This is a genomic window from Cellulomonas sp. URHE0023, from assembly GCF_000688475.1.
Classification (GTDB): Bacteria; Actinomycetota; Actinomycetes; order Actinomycetales; family Cellulomonadaceae; genus Cellulomonas.
The window spans coordinates 985,526-1,005,348 of the sequence record NZ_JIAN01000005.1; the positions used below are offsets into that span (position 1 = coordinate 985,526).

At 72.3% G+C, this 19,823-nt stretch carries 21 protein-coding genes and 1 tRNA gene; 10 read left to right on the forward strand and 12 right to left on the reverse strand.

Going from position 1 to position 19,823, the window contains the following annotated elements:
- Nucleotides 1-12: 12 nt before the first annotated feature.
- Both N553_RS0105010 and N553_RS21175 read right to left on the reverse strand, forming a co-directional pair.
- Entirely contained in the window at nucleotides 13-660 is a 648-nt protein-coding gene (locus tag N553_RS0105010) for a response regulator transcription factor (protein ID WP_255346998.1), read from the reverse strand.
- Nucleotides 657-1,781 carry a sensor histidine kinase gene (locus N553_RS21175; protein WP_051639833.1) on the reverse strand — a complete coding sequence of 375 codons (1,125 nt, stop codon included), beginning with the start codon at nucleotides 1,779-1,781 and terminating at the stop codon, nucleotides 657-659. The genes N553_RS0105010 and N553_RS21175 overlap by 4 nt, the downstream gene beginning before the upstream one ends.
- Nucleotides 1,782-1,947: 166 nt before the next feature.
- Here N553_RS21175 and N553_RS0105020 point away from each other — a divergent pair, with 166 nt between their 5' ends.
- From N553_RS0105020 to N553_RS0105045, 6 genes are all read left to right on the forward strand, one after another.
- Nucleotides 1,948-2,337, forward strand: a complete 390-nt coding sequence (locus N553_RS0105020; RefSeq protein WP_028045620.1) for a DUF6069 family protein — start codon at nucleotides 1,948-1,950, stop codon at nucleotides 2,335-2,337.
- Between the two features lie 100 nt (nucleotides 2,338-2,437).
- Nucleotides 2,438-3,442, forward strand: a complete 1,005-nt coding sequence (locus N553_RS21180) for a hypothetical protein (protein ID WP_051639835.1) — start codon at nucleotides 2,438-2,440, stop codon at nucleotides 3,440-3,442.
- A gap of 276 nt (nucleotides 3,443-3,718) precedes the next feature.
- Entirely contained in the window at nucleotides 3,719-6,169 is a 2,451-nt protein-coding gene (locus N553_RS0105030; RefSeq protein ID WP_028045621.1) for a GH36-type glycosyl hydrolase domain-containing protein, read from the forward strand.
- 75 nt (nucleotides 6,170-6,244) lie between these two features.
- Nucleotides 6,245-6,811: an RNA polymerase sigma factor gene (locus N553_RS21185; protein WP_034620665.1), complete on the forward strand. Its 567-nt coding sequence runs from the start codon at nucleotides 6,245-6,247 to the stop codon at nucleotides 6,809-6,811.
- Nucleotides 6,808-7,770 carry a hypothetical protein gene (locus N553_RS0105040; RefSeq protein ID WP_028045622.1) on the forward strand — a complete coding sequence of 321 codons (963 nt, stop codon included), beginning with the start codon at nucleotides 6,808-6,810 and terminating at the stop codon, nucleotides 7,768-7,770. Before N553_RS21185 ends, N553_RS0105040 begins: the two co-directional genes overlap by 4 nt.
- Before the next feature lie 179 nt (nucleotides 7,771-7,949).
- Nucleotides 7,950-8,020 (forward strand) — tRNA-Gly (locus N553_RS0105045).
- 46 nt (nucleotides 8,021-8,066) lie between these two features.
- Here the strand turns inward: N553_RS0105045 and N553_RS0105050 are convergent.
- Nucleotides 8,067-8,747: a hypothetical protein gene (locus N553_RS0105050; protein WP_034620668.1), complete on the reverse strand. Its 681-nt coding sequence runs from the start codon at nucleotides 8,745-8,747 to the stop codon at nucleotides 8,067-8,069.
- Nucleotides 8,748-8,978: 231 nt separating this feature from the next.
- Nucleotides 8,979-9,584 (reverse strand): GNAT family N-acetyltransferase, encoded by a 606-nt coding sequence (locus N553_RS21190; RefSeq protein WP_051639837.1) that lies wholly within the window; start codon nucleotides 9,582-9,584, stop codon nucleotides 8,979-8,981.
- 56 nt (nucleotides 9,585-9,640) lie between these two features.
- Here N553_RS21190 and N553_RS0105060 point away from each other — a divergent pair, with 56 nt between their 5' ends.
- Nucleotides 9,641-11,554: a glycoside hydrolase family 15 protein gene (locus N553_RS0105060; RefSeq protein WP_028045624.1), complete on the forward strand. Its 1,914-nt coding sequence runs from the start codon at nucleotides 9,641-9,643 to the stop codon at nucleotides 11,552-11,554.
- A gap of 62 nt (nucleotides 11,555-11,616) precedes the next feature.
- Nucleotides 11,617-12,285 carry a hypothetical protein gene (locus tag N553_RS0105065; protein ID WP_028045625.1) on the forward strand — a complete coding sequence of 223 codons (669 nt, stop codon included), beginning with the start codon at nucleotides 11,617-11,619 and terminating at the stop codon, nucleotides 12,283-12,285.
- A gap of 31 nt (nucleotides 12,286-12,316) precedes the next feature.
- On the opposite strand, the gene N553_RS0105070 is transcribed toward N553_RS0105065, so the two are convergent.
- Genes N553_RS0105070 through N553_RS0105100 form a run of 7 tightly spaced genes read right to left on the reverse strand, consistent with a single transcriptional unit; the run spans nucleotide 12,317 to nucleotide 15,203 of the window.
- Nucleotides 12,317-12,694 carry a nuclear transport factor 2 family protein gene (locus N553_RS0105070; protein WP_034620670.1) on the reverse strand — a complete coding sequence of 126 codons (378 nt, stop codon included), beginning with the start codon at nucleotides 12,692-12,694 and terminating at the stop codon, nucleotides 12,317-12,319.
- A 46-nt stretch (nucleotides 12,695-12,740) separates the two neighbouring features.
- Nucleotides 12,741-13,319, reverse strand: a complete 579-nt coding sequence (locus N553_RS24125) for a hypothetical protein (protein ID WP_051639838.1) — start codon at nucleotides 13,317-13,319, stop codon at nucleotides 12,741-12,743.
- Nucleotides 13,316-13,849: a DUF6286 domain-containing protein gene (locus N553_RS0105080; protein ID WP_028045627.1), complete on the reverse strand. Its 534-nt coding sequence runs from the start codon at nucleotides 13,847-13,849 to the stop codon at nucleotides 13,316-13,318. The genes N553_RS24125 and N553_RS0105080 overlap by 4 nt, the downstream gene beginning before the upstream one ends.
- Nucleotides 13,846-14,235, reverse strand: coding sequence for an Asp23/Gls24 family envelope stress response protein (locus N553_RS0105085; protein ID WP_028045628.1), 390 nt, complete (start codon nucleotides 14,233-14,235; stop codon nucleotides 13,846-13,848). Before N553_RS0105085 ends, N553_RS0105080 begins: the two co-directional genes overlap by 4 nt.
- Nucleotides 14,228-14,407 carry a hypothetical protein gene (locus tag N553_RS0105090; RefSeq protein WP_028045629.1) on the reverse strand — a complete coding sequence of 60 codons (180 nt, stop codon included), beginning with the start codon at nucleotides 14,405-14,407 and terminating at the stop codon, nucleotides 14,228-14,230. Before N553_RS0105090 ends, N553_RS0105085 begins: the two co-directional genes overlap by 8 nt.
- Before the next feature lie 17 nt (nucleotides 14,408-14,424).
- Nucleotides 14,425-14,709, reverse strand: coding sequence for a hypothetical protein (locus tag N553_RS0105095; protein WP_034621085.1), 285 nt, complete (start codon nucleotides 14,707-14,709; stop codon nucleotides 14,425-14,427).
- Nucleotides 14,710-14,756: 47 nt separating this feature from the next.
- A complete protein-coding gene (locus N553_RS0105100; RefSeq protein ID WP_028045631.1) occupies nucleotides 14,757-15,203 on the reverse strand; it encodes an Asp23/Gls24 family envelope stress response protein in 447 nt (148 codons plus the stop codon).
- A gap of 153 nt (nucleotides 15,204-15,356) precedes the next feature.
- Between N553_RS0105100 and N553_RS0105105 the strand changes: the two genes are divergently transcribed.
- Nucleotides 15,357-17,930 carry a circularly permuted type 2 ATP-grasp protein gene (locus N553_RS0105105; protein ID WP_028045632.1) on the forward strand — a complete coding sequence of 858 codons (2,574 nt, stop codon included), beginning with the start codon at nucleotides 15,357-15,359 and terminating at the stop codon, nucleotides 17,928-17,930.
- A complete protein-coding gene (locus tag N553_RS0105110) occupies nucleotides 17,927-18,844 on the forward strand; it encodes a transglutaminase family protein (RefSeq protein ID WP_051639839.1) in 918 nt (305 codons plus the stop codon). Before N553_RS0105105 ends, N553_RS0105110 begins: the two co-directional genes overlap by 4 nt.
- On the opposite strand, the gene N553_RS24130 is transcribed toward N553_RS0105110, so the two are convergent.
- Nucleotides 18,841-19,704 carry a hypothetical protein gene (locus N553_RS24130; protein WP_231505165.1) on the reverse strand — a complete coding sequence of 288 codons (864 nt, stop codon included), beginning with the start codon at nucleotides 19,702-19,704 and terminating at the stop codon, nucleotides 18,841-18,843. The two genes, N553_RS0105110 and N553_RS24130, sit on opposite strands and share 4 nt — an antisense overlap.
- Nucleotides 19,705-19,823 lie beyond the last annotated feature (119 nt).

Below are 19,823 nucleotides of genomic sequence, written 5' to 3' on the forward strand. Positions count from 1 at the left end.
TAGTCGGTGTTGCTAGGCCAGATCTGCGTCGTGGACGAGCAGGGCCACCTGCGTCCGGTTCTCCAGCCCGAGCTTGAGCAGGACGCTGGACACGTGGCTCTTCACGGTGGCCACCGACAGGTACAGCTCACGCCCGATGTCCGCGTTGCTGGCGCCCCGGCTGATCGCCACGACGACGTCCCGTTCGCGCTCGGTGAGCGCGTTGAGCCGCTCGCGCGCCGCGAGGCGGCTGTCCCCCGTGCGGGCACTGGTGTCCATCAGGCGACGCGCGACCCGAGGGCTGAGGACTGGCTCGCCGGCTGCGGCCGCCAGCACCGCCTCGACGATGCGCCCCGGCTCCGTGTCCTTGAGCAGGTAGCCGCTCGCCCCCGCGCGCATCGCGGCCTCGACCTCGTCGGCCGTGTCGAAGGTCGTGAGCACGACGACCGCGGGCGGGTCGTGCCGCGCCCTGACCGTCGTCGTGGCAGCGATCCCGTCGGTGCCCGGCATCCGCAGGTCCATGAGCACCACGTCGACGGGGTGCGCGTCGAGCAGCGCGGACACCTGCGCCCCGTCGGCGGCCTCCCCGACGACCACGATCCCGCTCGCGCCGTCGAGCATGAGCGTCAGCCCGGCACGTACGAGGGCGTCGTCGTCGACGACGAGCACCCGGGTGGTCACGACTCCCACGGTAGCCACGCCTCGAGCCGGAACCCGTCACCGGACGGTGCGGCGTGCACGCGTCCGCCGAGCAGCTCCACCCGCTCGGCCAGCCCGATCAGCCCGGTGCCCGTGCCGTTGGGCTCCCCCTTGCCGCCTGCGGAGTTGGCGACGACGACCCGGACGCCGTCCTCGGCCCGCACCTGCACGGTGACCGCCGACCCCGGGGCGTGCCGGCGTGCGTTGGTCAGCCCTTCCTGGCACGCCCGGTACACGGCCAGGTCCAGCGCGGTCGGCAGCTCCAGGGCTGCCGCGTCCAGCGTCACGTCGACCCCGGCCACCCGCGTCTCGTCGACGAGGCGGGCCACGTCCGCGAGACCCGGCGTCGGCCGCAGGTCGTCAGGAGAGGTGCGCAGGACGCCGATCACGGTCCGGAGCTCCTCGAGGGCCTCGCTGGCGTTGGCCCGGACCACCCCGGCGGCGCGTGCCACCTGCTCCTTGGAGAGATCCGTGCGGTACTCGAGCGCACCGGCGGTCGTCGCGACGAGGGTCAACCGGTGCGCGAGGGTGTCGTGCATCTCCCGCGCGATCCGCGTCCGCTCGGCCGTCCGTGCCTCCTCGACGCGACGCTCCTGGTCGCGCTCCGCCCGCCGCGCCCGCTCGCGCAGGGAGTCCATGAGCTCCGCCTGGGTGCGCCAGAGCGCACCCCAGCCGAGCAGCGCGGCATGCACCGCAAGGTCACCGAGGAGCCACCACTGCAGCGGCACGCCCACACCGCCGGGCCACCAGAGCGCCCGCACCGCGGTGCCGAGGGCGCCGAGGCCGGCCACCCAGAGCGTCGTGCTCAGCCGGTGCCGCCGCGCCGCGGCGAGCGTCGTCGTGTACGACGCGGGACCGGCGACAGGGCTGAGCGCCGACAGTGCGGCGGTCACGACCGCCGCGCGGATCGGCCGGCGACCGACCAGGAAGAACCCGGCGAGCGACGCGGTCGCGATGAGGGGCAGCGACCACCCGGGCAGCGGGTTCTCGGGGTCGTGCCAGCCGGCCCAGACGGTGATCGAGACCAGCACGCAGAGGACGCCGGTGAGGGCGGAGCGGGTCTGGCGGTACCAGGGTCCGGGGGCGCATTCGTCGGTGGTCATGCGGCGAGCGTAGGAACGGTCGTCGGCGGCGCGATACCTACTGAAGTCGGGGGTCGGGCACCCGATCGGCGGAACGCTCCTGGCCGTCGGCGGGACGCGCCCGGCCGCGGTGGCGCGGGAACGTTCCTGGGTCCTCACCACGACCGTCACGCACAAGGAGCACACCATGACCACCGCTACCGTCCCCACGACCGCTCGCCGCGTCCCCGCCTGGGCCGTCGTCGTCGCCGCCCCGATCGCGCCGCTCGCCGTGTGGGCGCTCGCCCACCTGGCGTTCGACGTCGCCCTGGAGGCCGGCGACCCGGCGATCACCGTCGGCCCGGCCAGCATCGTCGCCGTGTCCGTGCTCGTCGCGCTCGCAGCGTGGGGTGTCCGCAGCCTGTTCTTCCGTGGCCACCGGACCGGGTGGTTCCTCACCTGCGGCGTGGCCCTGCTGGTCTCGCTCGTCGGCCCCCTGGGAGCGACCACGCCGGCGGCGATGCTCTGCCTGGCGCTGATGCACGTGACGGTCGCGGCGACCGTCACCCTGGGGCTGGCACCGCGACGAGTGGCCTGAACGGGTCCGCCCGCGAGCGCGCACGGGTCCACCCTGCGGCGGGGGCCGGTCCCACCCGGGAGGGGTCTGCCCGGGTGGGACCGGCCGCGAGCATGGGGGCATGAGCGAGATGACCGCACCGCTGCGCACGTCACGCACGCGTGGCCGACTGCTCGCGCTGCTGCTGCTCGTCGTCGCACCCGTCTGCGCGGAGTACCTCACGGCGTACGACCCGGAGGTCACCGGGCAGGCGGCGGCACTCGTCGGTGGCCTGCTCGTCCTCGGTCCCCTGTACGGTGCGCCCGCAGTCCTGATCCGCGAGCTCGCGGCCCGCACCGGCATGCACTGGACCGGCATCCTCGCGATGGCCGGAGCGTTCGGCGTCCTGCAGGCCGGCGTGGTCGACCAGTCGCTGTTCGCGATGCACTACCTCGGCTACGACTCGTGGGCGCAGGAGCTCGGGCCCACCCTGGTCGCACCGCTCGGCGTCTCCGGCTCGTTCGCGCTGAACTTCCTGCTCGGGCACGTCATCTGGAGCATCGGCGCGCCGATCGCGCTCGTCGAGTCGTTCGACCGCCGATCCGGACGACAGCCCTGGCTCGGCGCCCCCGGCATCGTCGTGCTCACGGTCCTCTGGGTCCTCGCGTCGCTCGCCGTGTGGTCCGACATCCGCGGTGACGGCAGCGACCAGGCCTCGGCGGGGCAGCTCGTGGGTGCCGTGGCGGTTGCGGGTGTGCTCGTCGTCGTCGCGTGCACGTTCGGTCGCCGCCGCCTTCCGCCGCCCACCGCGAGCCGGGTGCCGGGGCCGGTCGCCGTTCTCGGCCTGGCGTTCGTCGCCTTCGCGGGCTACGAGGCCATCCCGGCCAGCTGGCTCGGCGTTGCCGTGGGGATCCTCATCCTGCTGGTGACGGCCGTGGTGCTCACGCGGTGGTCACGGTCCGCGTCCTGGGGTGCGCGGCACGTCGCCGCCGTCGCGGGGGCGGCCGTGGTGGCGCGGGCCCTCGTCGGCTTCGCGTCGGTCGCGTCGACCACCCCGCGGCCGCCGGGCGGCTACGCCCAGAACACCGTCCTGCTCATCCTTGCTCTCGCGCTGACCCTCAGCGCGTCGGCCGGCCGGCGCACCTGACACCCGCATCGCCTTGGCGGCCGTCCGGTCGTGCGCAGCCCGCGATCAGCGGGTCGGTGCCCGGACCATCCCCGCAGGTGGCACGCATTCGACAGGCTCGGCGGCCGACCGTGCGCGGGCCGGGCCGTACGCACACGTTTCCTCACGGCGTCGAAGCGGTTATGCTCGCGGCCGGGAGATGCATGGGAGCGCTCCCGCACGATTGCTGCACTGCCTAGGGACTCCACGCGACGACGCAGCCCGTAGGACGCGCAGCCGAGCACCGAAGGACTCACCATGCGGTACGGCCACTTCGACGACGACGCACGCGAGTACGTCATCACCACGCCCCACACCCCGTACCCGTGGATCAACTACCTGGGCTCCGAGCAGTTCTTCTCGCTCGTCTCGCACCAGGCGGGCGGCTACTCGTTCTACCGCGACGCCAAGATGCGGCGCCTCACGCGGTACCGCTACAACAACATCCCCGCCGACGCGGGCGGCCGGTACCTGTACGTCAACGACGGCGGTGACGTGTGGACCCCGTCCTGGCTGCCGGTCAAGGCGGACCTCGACCACTTCGAGGCCGCGCACGGCCTGGGCTACACGCGGATCACCGGGGAGCGCGGCGGCCTGTCCGTCGAGACGCTCCTGTTCGTCCCGCTCGGCGAGACGGCTGAGGTGCAGCGGGTCACGGTGACCAACACCTCCGACGCGTCCAAGACGGTCACGCTCTTCTCGTTCGTCGAGTTCTGCCTCTGGAACGCGCAGGACGACCAGACCAACTACCAGCGCAACCTGTCGATCGGTGAGGTCGAGGTCGAGCAGGACGGGCCGCACGGGTCCGCGATCTTCCACACCACCGAGTACCGCGAGCGCCGCGACCACTACGCCGTCTTCGGTGTGAACACGCCGGCCAGCGGCTTCGACACCGACCGCGACACGTTCGTCGGCGCGTACAACGGCCTGGGCGACGCGGCGGTCCCCCGCGCCGGGGCCTCCGCCAACTCTGTCGCGTCCGGCTGGTACCCGATCGGCTCGCATCAGGTCGACGTCTCGCTCGCACCCGGAGAGTCGCGCACGCTGACGTACGTCCTCGGCTACGTCGAGAACGAGGACGCGGACAAGTGGGCCGACGACGCCCACCAGGTGGTCAACAAGGAGAAGGCGCACGCGCTGCTCGGACGCTTCGCGACGACGGAGCAGACCGACGCCGCCTTCCAGGCGCTGAAGGACCACTGGCGCCGCCTGCTGTCGACCTACTCGGTCACCAGCAGCGACGAGAAGCTCGACCGCATGGTCAACATCTGGAACCAGTACCAGTGCATGGTCACGTTCAACATGTCCCGGTCCGCGTCGTTCTTCGAGACCGGGATCGGCCGCGGCATGGGCTTCCGCGACTCCAACCAGGACCTGCTCGGCTTCGTGCACCTCATCCCGGAGCGTGCCCGCGAGCGCATCCTGGACATCGCCGCGACCCAGTTCCCGGACGGCTCGGCGTACCACCAGTACCAGCCGCTGACCAAGCGTGGGAACGACGACATCGGCTCCGGCTTCAACGACGACCCGCTGTGGCTGATCGCCGGTGTCGCGGCGTACATCAAGGAGACCGGCGACGACTCGATCCTCGACGAGCAGGTGCCCTTCGACAACGAGCCCGGCTCGGAGGTGAGCCTGTTCGAGCACCTGACCCGGTCGTTCGAGTTCACCGTGAACCACCGCGGCCCGCACGGTCTGCCGCTCATCGGCCGGGCCGACTGGAACGACTGCCTGAACCTCAACTGCTTCTCGACGACCCCCGGAGAGTCCTTCCAGACGACGGAGAACCAGGCCGGTGGCGCCGCGGAGTCGGTGTTCATCGCGGCCCAGTTCGTCCTCTACGGAGCGGAGTACGCGGCACTGGCCGCACGCCGAGGGCTGCCGGAGGTCGCCTCTCAGGCGCGCAAGGTCGTCGACGAGGTGCGCCAGGCGACCCTCGACCACGCGTGGGACGGCGACTGGTTCCTGCGCGCCTACGACTACTACGGCAACCCCGTCGGCACGGCCGCGGACACCGAAGGTCGCATCTGGATCGAGCCGCAGGGCTTCGCGGTCATGGCCGGCATCGGCATCGAGGACGGCCGCGCCCTCACGGCGCTCGACTCCGTCGAGGAGCACCTGGCGACCCCGCACGGCATGGTGCTGCAGAGCCCGGCGTACACGACCTACCGCGTGGAGCTCGGCGAGGTGTCCACCTACCCGCCCGGGTACAAGGAGAACGGCGGGATCTTCTGCCACAACAACCCGTGGGTGATCATCGCCGAGACGAAGGTCGGGCGAGGCGACCGCGCGTTCGACTACTACAAGCGCATCACGCCGGCGTACCGCGAGGAGATCTCCGACGTGCACCGCGTCGAGCCGTACGTGTACGCGCAGATGATCGCGGGCAAGGAGGCCGTCCGGCACGGGGAGGCCAAGAACTCGTGGCTGACCGGCACCGCGGCGTGGAACTTCGTCGCCGTCTCGCAGCACCTGCTCGGCGTCCGGACGGACTACGACGGGCTCGTCGTCGATCCGCAGATCGGGTCCGAGGTCCCGGAGTTCACGGTGACGCGCGTGGCCCGCGGTGCGACGTACGAGATCCACGTGACCGCTGGTGCTGCGGCCGAGGTCCGGGTCGACGGCGTGCCGATCGACGGTCACCTGGTGCCCTACGCCCCGGCTGGTTCCACGGTCCGGGTCGACGTCACGGTCACCGTCGCCGCCTGACCCTCCGAGGCATGTAACGCTCGCCGACGAGCCGGACACGTCAGTGTTGTCCGGTCTCGTCGTCGAAGGGCCTCCATGAGCACGCCGGAAGAGCGGTTCACCGCCCTGTTCGACGCGACCCACCGACCGCTGCTCGCGTACGCGGTCCGACGGGTGGCCGACCCCGCGGACGCGGCAGACGTCGTCGCGGAGACGTTCCTCGTCGCCTGGCGACGCCTCGACGACGTCCCGACCGGTGACCGTGCGCGCCCCTGGCTGTTCGGCGTCGCGCGCCGCGTCCTGGCGAATCTGTACCGCGGCGAGCATCGGCGGCACGCGCTGGCTGACCGGCTGCGCGAGGACCTGTCGGAGACCGCCCCGGCCGAACGCACCGAGCCCACCGACGTCGAGATCGCGCTCGGGAAGCTGGGCGACGACGACCGCGAGCTGCTGCGCCTCGTGGCGTGGGAGGACCTGGCTCGCGACGAGATCGCGATCGTCCTCGGCATCTCGCGCGCGACCGTCCGCCTCCGGCTGCACCGTGCCCGGCAGCGGCTGCTGCAGCAGATGTCGGCGGCCGAGGACACGAAACGCATCCCGGCAACCGGACACGTGGTGAGCGGATGGGCAACGGCCCGTCCCGATGTGGAGGAGGCCCGATGAGGGACGCCGACCTGACCGCTCGGCTCCGCGCGACCGACCCGGTCGGGCGGACCGACCTCTCCCGCATCGATCCGAGCGCCCTGAGCGCGTTGCGAGAGGGGATCACCATGAGCATGCCCGAGGCCACAGGCACTCGCCGTCGAACGCGTCGGCTCGGCAGGCGCGGCCTGTTCGCGGCCGGGATCAGCGTGGTGCTGGTGGGCGGCGGCGCCGCGTACGCCGGCCACCTAGAGTTCGCCGGCGGCGCCGGCGACGGGGTCAACTGCCAGCACGTGTGGAACGAGACCGCGATGGGGGTCCCCGCCGTCATGGGTCCGAACCTGACCGGCGACCCGGTCACGGACTGCGCGGGCTACGTCTCCGCCGCGGGCCTGTCGCCGATCCTTGACCCCGTGGCCTTCGCCTACGACGGCATGGTCTTCGTGACGCCGTCCGACCAGGTGCCACCCGATGCGGTCCTGCTGGCACCGTCACCCGACGGCGCCGCCTCGCGCGAGCTCGAGGCCAGCCTGCGCGACTGGGTGGACGGCGGGGCGGCGCACTGCCCGGACGTCCCGACCGCGACGGCGTTCGCGCAGTCCGAGCTCGACCGGCTCGGGCTCGACGGCTGGACGGTCACGTACGACGGGGCCGCCAGGTCGTGGAGCTGCGCCGATAGCTGGGTCGACATCCCGAAGAAGAGCATCAGGATCCTGGCGAACGGCGCGGAGGACCTCGAGGTCGCCGCCGGGCCCCAGACGTCTGGCGTCCGGGACGCGCTGCGCGCCGGGATCACCGACACCTGCGTCAGCGCCGGCGACGCTCGTGCGGTCGCCGACGTCGCGCTGGCGGTGCTCGACTTCGATCCCTGGCCGACGACGACCGTTCTCGACGAGTCCGCACCTTGCGCCCGCGTCGACATGGAGGTCGGCGGCAGCATCCAGGTCACCGTCTACGGCCCGACGGCCGCACACCCCTGACCGGCGCTGGGCGCGTGCGCGCAGGGGGCGCACCCGCCGCGCTGCGCTCGTCGGAACCGAGCCCCGAGGACCGCGCCGACCGCTGCGTCAGAGGCGGGTGCGCGAGCGGATTTTCGCGGCACCCGATCGGTCCGGGTATGCTGTCCGGGCTGACGAGGGGACGTCCCCAGAACGGCAACGCGGGTGTAGTTCAGTGGCAGAACTTCAGCTTCCCAAGCTGATAGCGCGAGTTCGATTCTCGTCACCCGCTCCCACTTTCCAGAACGGCTAGCGGCCTCCCTCGGCCCGGCGCCCCGTCAGCCGGCCTTCGCGTCGGCGAGCTCCCGTCCGGCCGGCACCGCGGCGTCGTCGCGGCGCGGCAGCAGGGCACGGCAGGTGCTCACCGCATCGACGAGCATCGCGACCAGGTCCGCGTCGGGCCGTCGCCCGACGGCCACCGCCGCCAACGACACGTCGACGACACCCCGCGGCAGCCCACGAATCCGGCGAGGCGTGCCCATCTTGGCGGTGAACCGCTCGGCCCACGCAGCCTCCTCCGGCACGGCCGCCAGCGCGTCGACGGTCGTGCGACGACGCATCTCGGACGGACGCCCGTCGAACGGCTCGAGAAGCCGGTCCACGGTGATCAGCGCGACGGCCAGGACCCGGACGTCGTCCGCGCGCGCCACGCGCAACGCGTGACGGGCGGCGACGTCGGCGATCTCCAGCGCCCACGCCGGGTCGTCGCTCGTCGTGCCGACGAGGTCCGGGACCAACCGCGTCAGGCCGGCGCGGCCGCCGTCGTCGACGAGGTCGTTCACCACGCGGGCGAGGTGGGACAGGAGTGGGTGGGTGCACGTGGGGTGGTCGCTCCAGCGCTCGCCCGCGAGCACGCTCGTCCACTCCATGAGGCAGCCGCCCTGCTCGGGGCGGCGATGTCTGCCGGGCCGCAGCTCGGGCAGGACGTCGGGAATGCTGGGTGCGGGGCGGGTGCGCATGGTGACCTCCGACCGGTGGTCCGGTCAGTGTCCGTCCGTCGGGCCCAGAGGGCAACGGGTGGGCGTGACCGACGTTCCGACGACGGGCACTTGATGAGCGCGTAGGGCCGCGCTCCGCCCTCCAGGAGCACGGCCCTACGACGTCGGGAACAGGATGCACCCGGGTCGGGCTCGGAGTCAATTCCGTCATGACACGTGTCATCAACGGCTCTTGGTGCCTGCGGTCAGGCGCTACAGCAGATCGAGCGTCAGCATCCGGGCACCCCCGTCAGGCCCGGCGTCCGCGAAGCCGATGCGCTCGTAGAACGCTCTCCCGCCGACGTTCCGGGCATCGACGCCCAGGTGCAGCCCGGGGACGCCCCGGTCACGCAAGGCGTCGGCCAGGGTCTCGATCAGCCGGCGCCCGAGCCCGCGGCGTTGGGCGCGCGGAAGCAGGTCGATGTGCAGGTGCGCCGGGTGCTTCCGGTAGAGAGGCTCGTCGACCGGCTTCGCGTCGTGGATCGTGCGGATGAGCCGGTGGTCCAGCGTGCCGTCCTGGGGATCCTGCCCGAGCGGGTGCTCGGCGCGCAGCACCGGGAACCACGACGACTCCAGCCAGCGCTGGAACGGGTAGGTGTCGGCCGTCGCGACGACGTAGCCCGCGACCCCCAGGTCGTCGACCACGACGAACGTCAGGCCGGGGTCCGCGACAGGGTACGGACCGGCGTAGAGGTGTCCGAGCAGGTCGGGGTCGCGGTACAAGCCGGTCGCGTCGACACCCGCGTCACCGGTGAGCAGGCAGATGCGGTAGAGCGCCGGCAGGTCAGACGTGTGGAAGGGCCGGATCGTTTCGGGCATGTGACGACTTTGCCATCCCTGCTGACAACGGCGCTCGGCAGGACGACGCTGAGGTCATGCCCACGGTCACGGACCATCCCGAGACGCATCGCTCCGCCTTTCCGCCCATCGCGAGCTATGCGTTCCTGTCCGACTGCGAGTCCAACTGCCTGATCTCGCCCGCGGGCGCGGTCGAGTGGATGTGCGTCCCGCGGCCGGACTCACCGAGCGTCTTCGCGTCGATCCTCGACCGGGGCGCTGGCTCGTTCCGCGTCGGCCCGCACGGGACGCGGGTCCCGTCGGCGCGCCGCTACCTGCCCGGAACGCTCGTGCTGGAGACAACATGGCAGACCCCGACGGGCTGGCTCATCGTCCGTGACGCGATGGTCATGGGCCCGTGGCACAACCAGGACGAGCGCTCGGTCACGCACCGCCGCACGCCCACCGACAACGACGCCGAGCACATCCTGCTGCGGACCGTCACGTGCGTCAGCGGCACCGTCGACCTGGAGGTCGAGTGCGGTCCGGCGCACGACTACGGCCGGGACGGGACCCGCTGGGCGTACGAAGGGACCGGCTACAACTCCGTCTACGCCGAGTCCGAGGCCGGCCCGACCCTGCGCCTGACCAGCAGCCTGCGTCTCGGCATCGACGGCCGGACCGCGTCGGCCCGCACCCGCATGTCCAACGGCGACAAGGCGTTCATCGCACTGTCCTGGTCGCCGCTGCCCGCGCCGACAACCTGGGAGGCCGCCGCCGACCAGCTGTGGCGGACGCAGGAGTTCTGGCGCGAGTGGATCACGCAGGGAGTCTTCCCCGACCACCCGTGGCGCACCTACCTGCAACGCAGCGCGCTCACGCTCAAGGGTCTGACGTACGCCCCGACGGGTGCGCTCCTCGCGGCCGCCACCACGTCACTGCCCGAGACCCCTGGCGGCGAGCGCAACTGGGACTACCGCTACGCCTGGATCCGCGACTCGACGTTCGCGCTGTGGGGCCTCTACACGCTGGGCCTCGATCGAGAGGCCAACGACTTCTTCGCGTTCATCCACGACGTCTGCCGGGACAACAAGGACCTGCAGATCATGTACGGGGTCGGCGGGGAGGAGAAGCTCGAGGAGTTCGAGCTGGGTCACCTGTCCGGCTACGAGGGTGCGCAGCCGGTGCGCATCGGCAACGCCGCCTACGACCAGGAGCAGCACGACGTCTGGGGCGCCGTGCTCGACTCCGTCTACCTGCACACGCGGTCTCGCGAGCAGCTGCCCGAGGCGCTGTGGCCCGTGCTCAAACGGCAGGTCGAGGCGGCGATCAAGCACTGGCACGAGCCCGACCGCGGCATCTGGGAGGTCCGCGGCGAGCCGCAGCACTTCACGTCGAGCAAGCTCATGTGCTGGGTGGCCCTGGACCGCGGCGCCAGGCTGGCGCGCATGCACGACGAGCACGACTTCGCCGAGCAGTGGAGCAAGCTCGCCGACGAGATCCACGCGGACATCTGCACCAACGGCGTCGACCAGCGCGGCGTGTTCGTGCAGCGGTACGGCTCCGACGCACTCGACGCCTCGCTCCTGCTGATCCCGCTCCTGCGGTTCCTGCCGGCCGACGACCCGCGCGTCCGCGCGACGGTGCTCGCCGTCGCCGACGAGCTCACCGCCGACGGCCTCGTGCTGCGCTACCGCGTCGAGGAGACCGACGACGGCCTGTCCGGCGAGGAGGGTGCGTTCACGATCTGCTCGTTCTGGCTGGTGTCCGCACTCGTCGAGATCGGCGAGCTGGAACGCGGCAGGGCCCTGTGCGAGCGGCTGCTCTCGTTCGCCAGCACGCTCAACCTGTACGCGGAGGAGATCGACCCACGCACCGGCCGGCACCTGGGCAACTTCCCGCAGGCGTTCACGCACCTGGCGCTCATCAACGCGGTGGTCCACGTGATCCGCGCCGAGGAGACCGCGGGCCACGACGGCGTCCACTTCGAGCCGCCCAACCGCGGCGGCTGAGCCCCACGAGGAACAGCACCCGTGCCCGACTGACCGGAAGCGCTCACCCTAGGGTTGCCTGCATGGACGCAACGCCGGGTGACGAGCCCGACACGCTTCGGCTCGGCCCGGAACATCTCGACCTTGCGCGTCGACTGGTCGAGTCGTTCCTCGAGGGGATGATCGCCGCAGGGCTGATCGATCCCACGGGGATGTCCGAGGCTGAGATCAACGCGCAGGTGCTCCAGCGCCTGGACTCCGACCCGAGCTTGATCGCGCAGTCGGTGATCTCGATCAGTCACGAGGACCAGCTGCTCGCGGCGGCGCGGGAGTTCGGGCCGGCGAAGCTCGAGCTCGCCGTGATGATGTACGCGACGTGGATCGAGCACAAGCTCAACTACCTGCTGCTCTGGGGCCTGGGCAAGAAGGGCTTCGACCCCAGAGAGGCGTCGGAGATCATCAAGACCGCCAGCCTCCACCAGAAGACGGGATCGACGTTCCGCCTCGTTTTCGACGAGGCGTTCGACCCCGACGCGGCCAGGGGAATCCGGACCGTCGCCGAGTCACGCAACAGGTTCGTGCACTACAAGTGGACCTCCACACCGATCGACGACCCGTTTCCCGACGATGACAGGGACGACCTCATCGACCTGGCAGAGCGGATGGTCGAGGTCCTCGACACCGTGCACGAGCAACGGGTGCTTCGCGGCTACCGCGTGAGGCGTGGCGGCGCGCCAGAGGCGGCCACCTGACCTTTCCCCGGCGATGGGATCCGGTCGGCGATCACCCGTCGGAGGAGGCGGTGTACGGCTTGCCGGGCCAGTACGCCCACTCCTCGAAGTGCTCCGCGCGTCCGTCGGGCGCGAACCTGAGCACCCACAGGTCCCGGTACTCCTGCGCCTCGTCGTCCGTGTACTGCACCAGCACGCGCACCACCGCGTTCGGCCCGTCAGCGGCGATCACGGTCGCGGTCATCTCGAACGGGGTCGGGTCTAGCCAGAAGCCTCGGATGGCGTCGAGACCCTCCAGCGGCTCCGCGTCGTACGGCGAGCGCAGGTACCGCGCGTCCTGCGTGAACAGGCGGTCGAGCACGTCGACGTCCTGCGATCGCCACGCCTGCTCGTACCGCTCGATCCACCCCGCGACCGCATCCCTGCCCATGTCCGTGCCCCTCCCGGTCCGTTGTCCGCTCAGCCCGTGCTGCGCCTCACTGCACCCGCGCTCGTTCGGAAGCCTCCCGACGCACCGACAGCTCGAGGCGCGACCTGAGCTGGTCGTCCGGGAGCACGACCGCGAGGTCGGCGAGCACCCTGTCGCACGAGGCGATCACCGATGCGAGGTCGGCATCCGGGTAGACCGCCACCCGGAGCCGCACCACGCGCTGCTTCCGGTCCGTCAGCACGGCACCGCGGGCCGAGAGGACGCCCGGCTCGTCGGCCAGCACGTCGGCGGCCGTCGCGACCGCCGGCGCGGGCAGGACCGTCAGGACCCCGGGCACGTCGCCCGGCGGCAGACGCAGAGGCCCCACCCCCCGACGGGGAATGTGCGCAGCGAGCCACCACCCGCCCAGACCGACGAGAACCGCCCCCGCGGCGACCGCGAGGACCACGAAGCTGCCCGTGCCGGTCACCTCGCTCGAGTCCACCTGCACGGACGGCGGCACCGACGGCCAGACGTCCTCCAGGAACCCCGCCTGCCAGCCGACCACGGCCACGCCCAGCGCGATCAGCACCAGCCCGAGCAGCAGGACGACCACCCTGTCGACCGCCAGCGCACCGCGCCTCATCTCACGCCTGCCACGTGTCGCGTCGAGACGTGGACCGTGACCGGCTTGGCGAGCGGTGCAAGCCGCTGCTGGACGGCCGCCAGCACATCAGCGTCGACATCGTCGCCCTCCAGCGCAGTGACCTTCACGGACACCGACGACCGGCGCGCCGACGACTGCGCGGACAGCACGTACGGGACGTCGGACGCGGCGCTGCTTGCCAGGCGGGCGACGTCGGCGACACCGATCGTCGTACCCGGGACATCGAGCGGCACCCGTGTGCGCACGCGGCGCCCCAGGGCCACGAGCACCAGCCACAGACCGAGAAGCGCGACGACGACACCGCCCGCGGTCGTCGCCGCCGAGGGCTCGATGCCGTCGGCGCCGTCGATGACCGGCACGAGCCACGTCTCCCCGTCGACGTACCCACCGACGACCAGCGCGTCACGGATCACCACCACGCCCAGGGCGATCACCAGGATCGACAGCACGACACCGACCCAGCCGACCCGGCCGGCGCGCGTGGCCTCTGGGGCGGGCGCGAAGTTCATCGGACTCTCGGTGCTGCGGCGGCCCGCGCGGGCCGGACGACGTCGCGGACGGTGACCGTGACCGCGTCGAGGTCCTGCGCGGCCTGGCGCACGAGCTCACGACCGACGGACGTCTGCACCTCGCGAGCGACGTCGGCGGCCGACGACGGCCAGACGAGCGCGATCTCCAACGACACCCGCGCCCGGTGGCCAAGACGCTGCCACTCGACCTTCGGCGTGCTCGGCGCGACGCCTGGGACGCCGCGCGCCACCTGCCCCGCGATCCGCTCGAGCGCGTGGTCGGTGATGGTCAGGGTGCCGCGAGGCGTCGGGGCGATCGCCCGCTCGCCGAGCGGCTCGATGACCTGCGTGTCCACCTGGTCCTCGGGTGGGGCGGTCTCAGCCACGGCGCCGCCCGACGACGACCCCGCTCAGGTCCAGGCGCCCGTCGAGCACCAGCGCGACGACGACGCCGATCCCCCCGAGGACGACGGCGAGCAGGAACATGGACAGGCCGCCGATGGCGGCGACGAGCGCGAGCAGGATGCCCGCGAACAGCCCGGTGGCAACAGACGACATGGGTCAGCTCCTCTTCATCAGACGACGTCGATGTCCTCGACGTGCACGTGCACCGGCATGGGGGCGATGGCAGAGACCGCGCGCTGCACGCGGCCCGCGGTCGTCCGGACCGGTTCGGACCCGTCGACGACGACGTGCACCTCGGTTCCGCCGTCGTCGAAACGGACGCCCGTGACGCGCCGGCCGGGCAGGTAGGTGCCGAGGCCGCCGAACCGGCCGCCGTCGAGGCGGACCACACCGGGCAGCGCCAGGACGACCGCCTCGACCTCCTCGGCCAGGTTCGCCGGTTCGACCCCGACCACGACCACCTCGTGTGCCGGGTCGGTCCTCGGCCGCGTCGCCGGATCCGTCACTGGACCCGGGCCTCGACCACCACGGGTTCGACGTCCTCCTCGGGCAGGTGCACGTCGTTGACCACCACGTTGACCTCGACCACCGTCAGGCCGGTCATGCGCTCCACAGCGCTGATGACGTTGCGACGGATGCCGGTCGCGAGGTCGGCGATCGACACCCCGTACTCCGCGACCAGGTCGAGATCGACTGCTGCCTCCGTCTCACCGACCTCGACCGACACGCCCTGCGCGTGGTTGGTCCGTGCGCCCGGGATCCGCTCGCGGATCGCGCCGAGGGCGCGTCCCCCGCCGCCGCCGAGCGCGTAGACGCCGGTGACCTCCTTGGCGGCGATGCCGGCGATCTTGCTCACCACCGTGTCGGCGATCGTGGTGGTGCCCTCCGCGCTCACCAGGGCGCTGGGACGGCGTGGGTTGGCGGCCTTGCCGGGGGGTGTCTCGCTCATCGTGGCCTCGCTCGACTGGGATGGGAACGGCGAGGTGGTTCCTCGCCGTTCTCACAGTGCGCCCGCGAACGCGCGAGCGCGAGCGGTGAGCGTGCGCCAACTCACCGCAGCCTGAGTCGTACCGACCGCGGCTCGGTAGGGAAGACTCTGCCTGTGACCGACCTGCTCTCCTCGCCGCGTCCCTCGGGCGGCGTCCAGGAGCACGCGGCCGACTGGTCCTGGCTGCCGGACCCCGCTGACGTGCCCACCGCCCCGGCCCTGGCGCACGCACGCGACGAGGCCGAGCGGCTCCTTGCGGACCACGGCGTCACCTACGGCGCGGACCGCTCCGACGGCGACCACCACCCGTGGCGCCTGGACCCGCTGCCCGTCACGATCGACGAACCCGAGTGGGCCCGGCTCGACACCGCCCTGGTGCAGCGCGCCGAGCTGCTCGACGCGATCCTGCAGGACGCCTACGGTCCGCGCCGGCTCCTCACCGACCGGATGCTTCCGCCGACGGTGGTGCTCGGGCACCCGGGCTTCGCCCGGGCGGTCGACGGGCTGCGGCTGCCGGGCGGACGCGAGCTCGTGCTCACGGCGACCGACGTCGTGCGAGACGGCGAGGGCGCCTGGTGCGCCGTCGCCGACCGGACGCAGGCACCCAGCGGCGTCGGGTACGCGATGGAGGACCGGCGCGTCGTCGCGCAGGTCCTGTCCGGGGTGTACCGGCAGGCGTCGATCCAGCGGCTCGGCCCGTTCTTCCGGTCCCTGCGCCTTGCGTTGCGATCCGTGGCCCCTGGCCAGGCCGAGCACCCGCGCATCGTGCTCCTGACCTCGGGCGCGAGCAGCGAGACCGCGTTCGACCAGGCGTACCTCGCCAGCATGCTCGGGCTGCCGCTCGTCGAAGGGCCCGACCTGCTGGTGCGCGAGGGCCGCGTGTGGATGCGCGGCATCGAGGGTCTCGAGCCGGTCGACGTCATCCTGCGCCGCGTCGATGCCGAGTGGTGCGACCCGCTCGACCTGCGGCAGGGCTCGCGGATCGGAGTCCCGGGCCTGGTGCGCGCGGTGCGTGCGGGCGCCGTCAGCGTGGTCAACCCGCTCGGCAGCTCGGTGCTGGAGAACCCGGCGCTGCTCACCTACCTGCCCCGGCTGGCCCGGGTCGTGCTCGACCAGGACCTCCTGCTCGCGTCGGCGCCCACCTGGTGGTGCGGTGAGGAGCGCTCGCTCAAGCACGTGGTCTCCCGCCTCGACGAGCTCGTGATCCTGCCGACCGTGCGCGGCACCGACGTCGGGACGATCCTCGGCTGGACGCTGAGCCACCGGGAGCGAGAGCAGCTCGCGGCCCGCATCGCCGCCGAGCCGTGGCTCTGGGTGGGACAGGAGCCCGTCGGCCCGGCAGGTCCGATCGTCAACGGCACACCCGTCGGCGTCGGCAGCGACCTGCCCGCCTCCGACGGGGTCGGTCCGCCCGACCTCGGCCCTCGGGCGGCCGTGCTGCGGACGTACGCGGTCGCGCACGACGGCTCCTACACCGTCATGGCCGGCGGTCTCGCCAGGGTCGCCGAGGGGCACGTCGTGTCGTCGGCGCTCGGCGCGGCCGCCAAGGACGTGTGGGTCCTGTCGTCGCAGTCCGAGGCCCAGCTCGAGCCATGGGCACCGTCCGACGAGTCCTCCGCAGGCGAGGCGGCCCAGACCCGGCGACCCGCGACGGGCATCTCGCCGCGCACCGCCGAGAACCTGTACTGGATGGGCCGGTACGCAGAGCGCGCCGAGGACACGTCCCGTGCGCTGCGCGTGGTCATCGACCGCTGGGACGACTTCCACCGCCTGCCGGCATCGGCCGGCGGCCGGGCCCTGCACGTGCTGCTAGAGCCCTTCGGCGAGGCGCCGTCGCTGCGCGACCTGGTCCTGGACCGGCAGGCGGTCGGCACGGTCGCACGGTCGATCCGGATGCTCGGCGCCTCTGCCGCCGCGGTCCGCGACCAGCTCTCCACGGACACCTTCGGGCCGTTGGGGCGGATCGACCGCGCACTTCGCGACGAACGCAGCAGGTCACGCGGCCGCACCCAGAACGACCTCCTGGACCTGGGCGCGCTGCGTGCGGACACCGCGGACACAGCCACCGCCGGTCTGCGGACGGTGCTCGACAGGGTGCTCGAGGGTCTCCTGGCCGTCGCCGGGATCGCAGCCGAAGGGCTCGTGCGGGACGTCGGCTGGGACTTCCTCGAAGCGGGGCGACGCATCGAGCGCGCTCAGAACCTGATCGAGAGCCTGCTCGCCTCGGTGGTCCAGCGTCGGGCCTCGGACGTCGACGGTCTCGTGCTGGAGTCCCTGCTCCTGGCTCACGAGTCCGCGATCACCTACCGTCGCCGCCACCAGGCCGTGCCGACCGCCGCCGACGTGCTCGAGCTGCTGCTGCACGACCGCACCAACCCGCGGTCCCTCGCCTTCCAGCTGGACCGCCTGCGCGAGGCGCTCGCCCTGATCCCCCTGGCCGGCCGCTCCCCCGACCAGCGCGACCACCTCCTGTCCGACGTCGTCGACCTGCTCGACGAGCTCGACACGGTCACGTTCGTGGCTGCGACCTCCGACGAGGGCCGACGGCAGCGGCTCGCGGAGGCCCTGGAGTCGATGCTGTGGCGCCTGCAGTCGACCGCCGACGAGATCGAGCGGGTGCACTTCGCCAAGGTTGCGCCGAGCCAGTCGCTCGAGGACCCCTGGGACGCCCGGACCGGTGCCGCATGACCACCCGCCGGTACGACCTGGTGCACCGCACCACCTACGTCTACGCGAACGTCGTCACCGACTCGTACGGCCGCACCACCATGACGCCCCGCGACGTTCCCGGTCAGGTGTGCGTCGACACGGTCGTCGAGATCTCGCCGGAACCGTCGGACACCGCCGCGCACGTCGACTACTACGGCAACCGGACGACGTACTTCGGGGTCACCACACCCCACACCACGCTCGTCGTGACCGCCCGGTCCACCATCGAGGTCACACGCCCTACGCCGTCGGCGGAGTCCCTGCCACGCATCGGGTGGCAGGAGGTCGCCCGGCGGGTGGCCGCGGGCGACGTAGACCGGCTGGACCCCGAGCTCGCCGACCTGCGTGAGGCAGTGCTGCCGTCGGCGCACGTCTCGTTCGCCGACGAGGTCCGCGAGTGGGCGGCACCGACCTTCGCGGAGGACAAGCCGCTCGCCGACGTGCTGGTCGAGCTGGCCCACCGGATCCGCACGGAGCTGGCGTACCGCTCGGGGAGCACCACCGTCCACACCACGCAGGCGCAGCTCCTCGCGCAGATGGCCGGCGTCTGCCAGGACTTCGCGCACCTCATGATCGCGGCCCTGCGGCTCCACGGGCTGCCCGCCCGGTACTCGAGCGGCTACATCGAGACGCGCCCCGCACCCGGACGGCAGAAGCTGCGCGGCGCCGACGCGTCGCACGCCTGGGTGTCCGCATGGGTCCCGGGTGCAGGGTGGGTCGAGGTCGACCCCACCAACGACCAGCTGGTCAACGACCAGTACGTCCTGCTCGGCTGGGGTCGCGACTACGACGACGTGCCGCCCCTGCGCGGTGTCGTCTTCACGGAGGGCTCCGGCTCGCACCTCAAGGTCGCCGTCGACCTCGCTCCCGCCGGCAGCCCGCGCTTCGACTAGCGGGCGGCGGTCGCCAGGTCCAGCAGCTCACCCGGCGGCACGACGAAACCGCCGCTATCCACCACCGTGCCCCCCGCGCCCCTCCACAGCGCCGCCGCGATCCGGGCGACCGACTGCTGGACGCGGGAGCGCGCGATGACGTGCAGCGGTGAGGGCGACTCGGTGAGCAGCTCGTCGGGTTCGAGCGGTTCCCAGGTGACCTGGTAGGCCCAGGGGCCGTACTCGCCGACGTCGAGCGCAGAGAGGGCGACCGGTATCTCCCGGGACCGGGCCAGTCGCACGGTGACCGCTCCGTCGTACTCGAACGTCGCGGTGACGGACATGGCACCGGCGCCGGGCTCGACGGGCGGGCCCACGCGGGCGCCGCTCATCGCCGGTCGGACCAGGAGTCGGGCGTCCCGTCCGGTGAGTGCGAGCGGTGACCAGAGCGTGAGGTCGACCGCCGCACCGGGGTCCGGGCTGACGAGGCGCGAACGGTCGGCCGGGACGATCGCTCCACCGACCCGCCGCGCCGCCGCGGACATCCAGCCGTAGACGAGGGTGACGTCGACGCCCTCGGCCACGTCCAGCGCGTACAGGTCGACGTCCCGGGCGCCCAGACCGGCCTCGCGAGCGTGGTCGCTGTCGATCTCCGTCGGCCCCTCCAGGGCCAGGCCCGGCGCTAGCGCGATCAGCCCGGGAACCGTCGGCGCCTCGGCGACCATGCCGCGGAACCGCGCGCCGGTCTGGCGCCGGGTCCGGGCCACGGGGGTCCGCGCCCACGACGCCTCCTGGAACCAGGCCGTCGCGAGGGCGATCGGGTCGGCACCTCGGGGGAGGACGAGGACGTTCCTGCCGTCGACCTGCTCGGGGAGTCTCACCGGCACCTGCTCCATGGCCGCGGACCGTACACATCAATTGATGCGGGCGTGTTTCCGCCCGGCGAGTCGCGCTGCGTGCCCACACCCTCGCGCCGCCGGGGTTGCAGGTCAGACCGGTT

Coding starts and splice junctions, on each gene's coding strand:
- N553_RS21175 (WP_051639833.1), bottom strand. CDS start 1,781: ATGACCACCGACGAATGCGCCCCCGGACCCTGGTACCGCCAGACCCGC.
- N553_RS0105020 (WP_028045620.1), top strand. CDS start 1,948: ATGACCACCGCTACCGTCCCCACGACCGCTCGCCGCGTCCCCGCCTGG.
- N553_RS21180 (WP_051639835.1), top strand. CDS start 2,438: ATGAGCGAGATGACCGCACCGCTGCGCACGTCACGCACGCGTGGCCGA.
- N553_RS0105030 (WP_028045621.1), top strand. CDS start 3,719: ATGCGGTACGGCCACTTCGACGACGACGCACGCGAGTACGTCATCACC.
- N553_RS21185 (WP_034620665.1), top strand. CDS start 6,245: ATGAGCACGCCGGAAGAGCGGTTCACCGCCCTGTTCGACGCGACCCAC.
- N553_RS0105040 (WP_028045622.1), top strand. CDS start 6,808: ATGAGGGACGCCGACCTGACCGCTCGGCTCCGCGCGACCGACCCGGTC.
- N553_RS0105050 (WP_034620668.1), bottom strand. CDS start 8,747: ATGCGCACCCGCCCCGCACCCAGCATTCCCGACGTCCTGCCCGAGCTG.
- N553_RS21190 (WP_051639837.1), bottom strand. CDS start 9,584: ATGCCCGAAACGATCCGGCCCTTCCACACGTCTGACCTGCCGGCGCTC.
- N553_RS0105060 (WP_028045624.1), top strand. CDS start 9,641: ATGCCCACGGTCACGGACCATCCCGAGACGCATCGCTCCGCCTTTCCG.
- N553_RS0105065 (WP_028045625.1), top strand. CDS start 11,617: ATGGACGCAACGCCGGGTGACGAGCCCGACACGCTTCGGCTCGGCCCG.
- N553_RS0105070 (WP_034620670.1), bottom strand. CDS start 12,694: ATGGGCAGGGATGCGGTCGCGGGGTGGATCGAGCGGTACGAGCAGGCG.
- N553_RS24125 (WP_051639838.1), bottom strand. CDS start 13,319: ATGAGGCGCGGTGCGCTGGCGGTCGACAGGGTGGTCGTCCTGCTGCTC.
- N553_RS0105080 (WP_028045627.1), bottom strand. CDS start 13,849: ATGAACTTCGCGCCCGCCCCAGAGGCCACGCGCGCCGGCCGGGTCGGC.
- N553_RS0105090 (WP_028045629.1), bottom strand. CDS start 14,407: ATGTCGTCTGTTGCCACCGGGCTGTTCGCGGGCATCCTGCTCGCGCTC.
- N553_RS0105100 (WP_028045631.1), bottom strand. CDS start 15,203: ATGAGCGAGACACCCCCCGGCAAGGCCGCCAACCCACGCCGTCCCAGC.
- N553_RS0105110 (WP_051639839.1), top strand. CDS start 17,927: ATGACCACCCGCCGGTACGACCTGGTGCACCGCACCACCTACGTCTAC.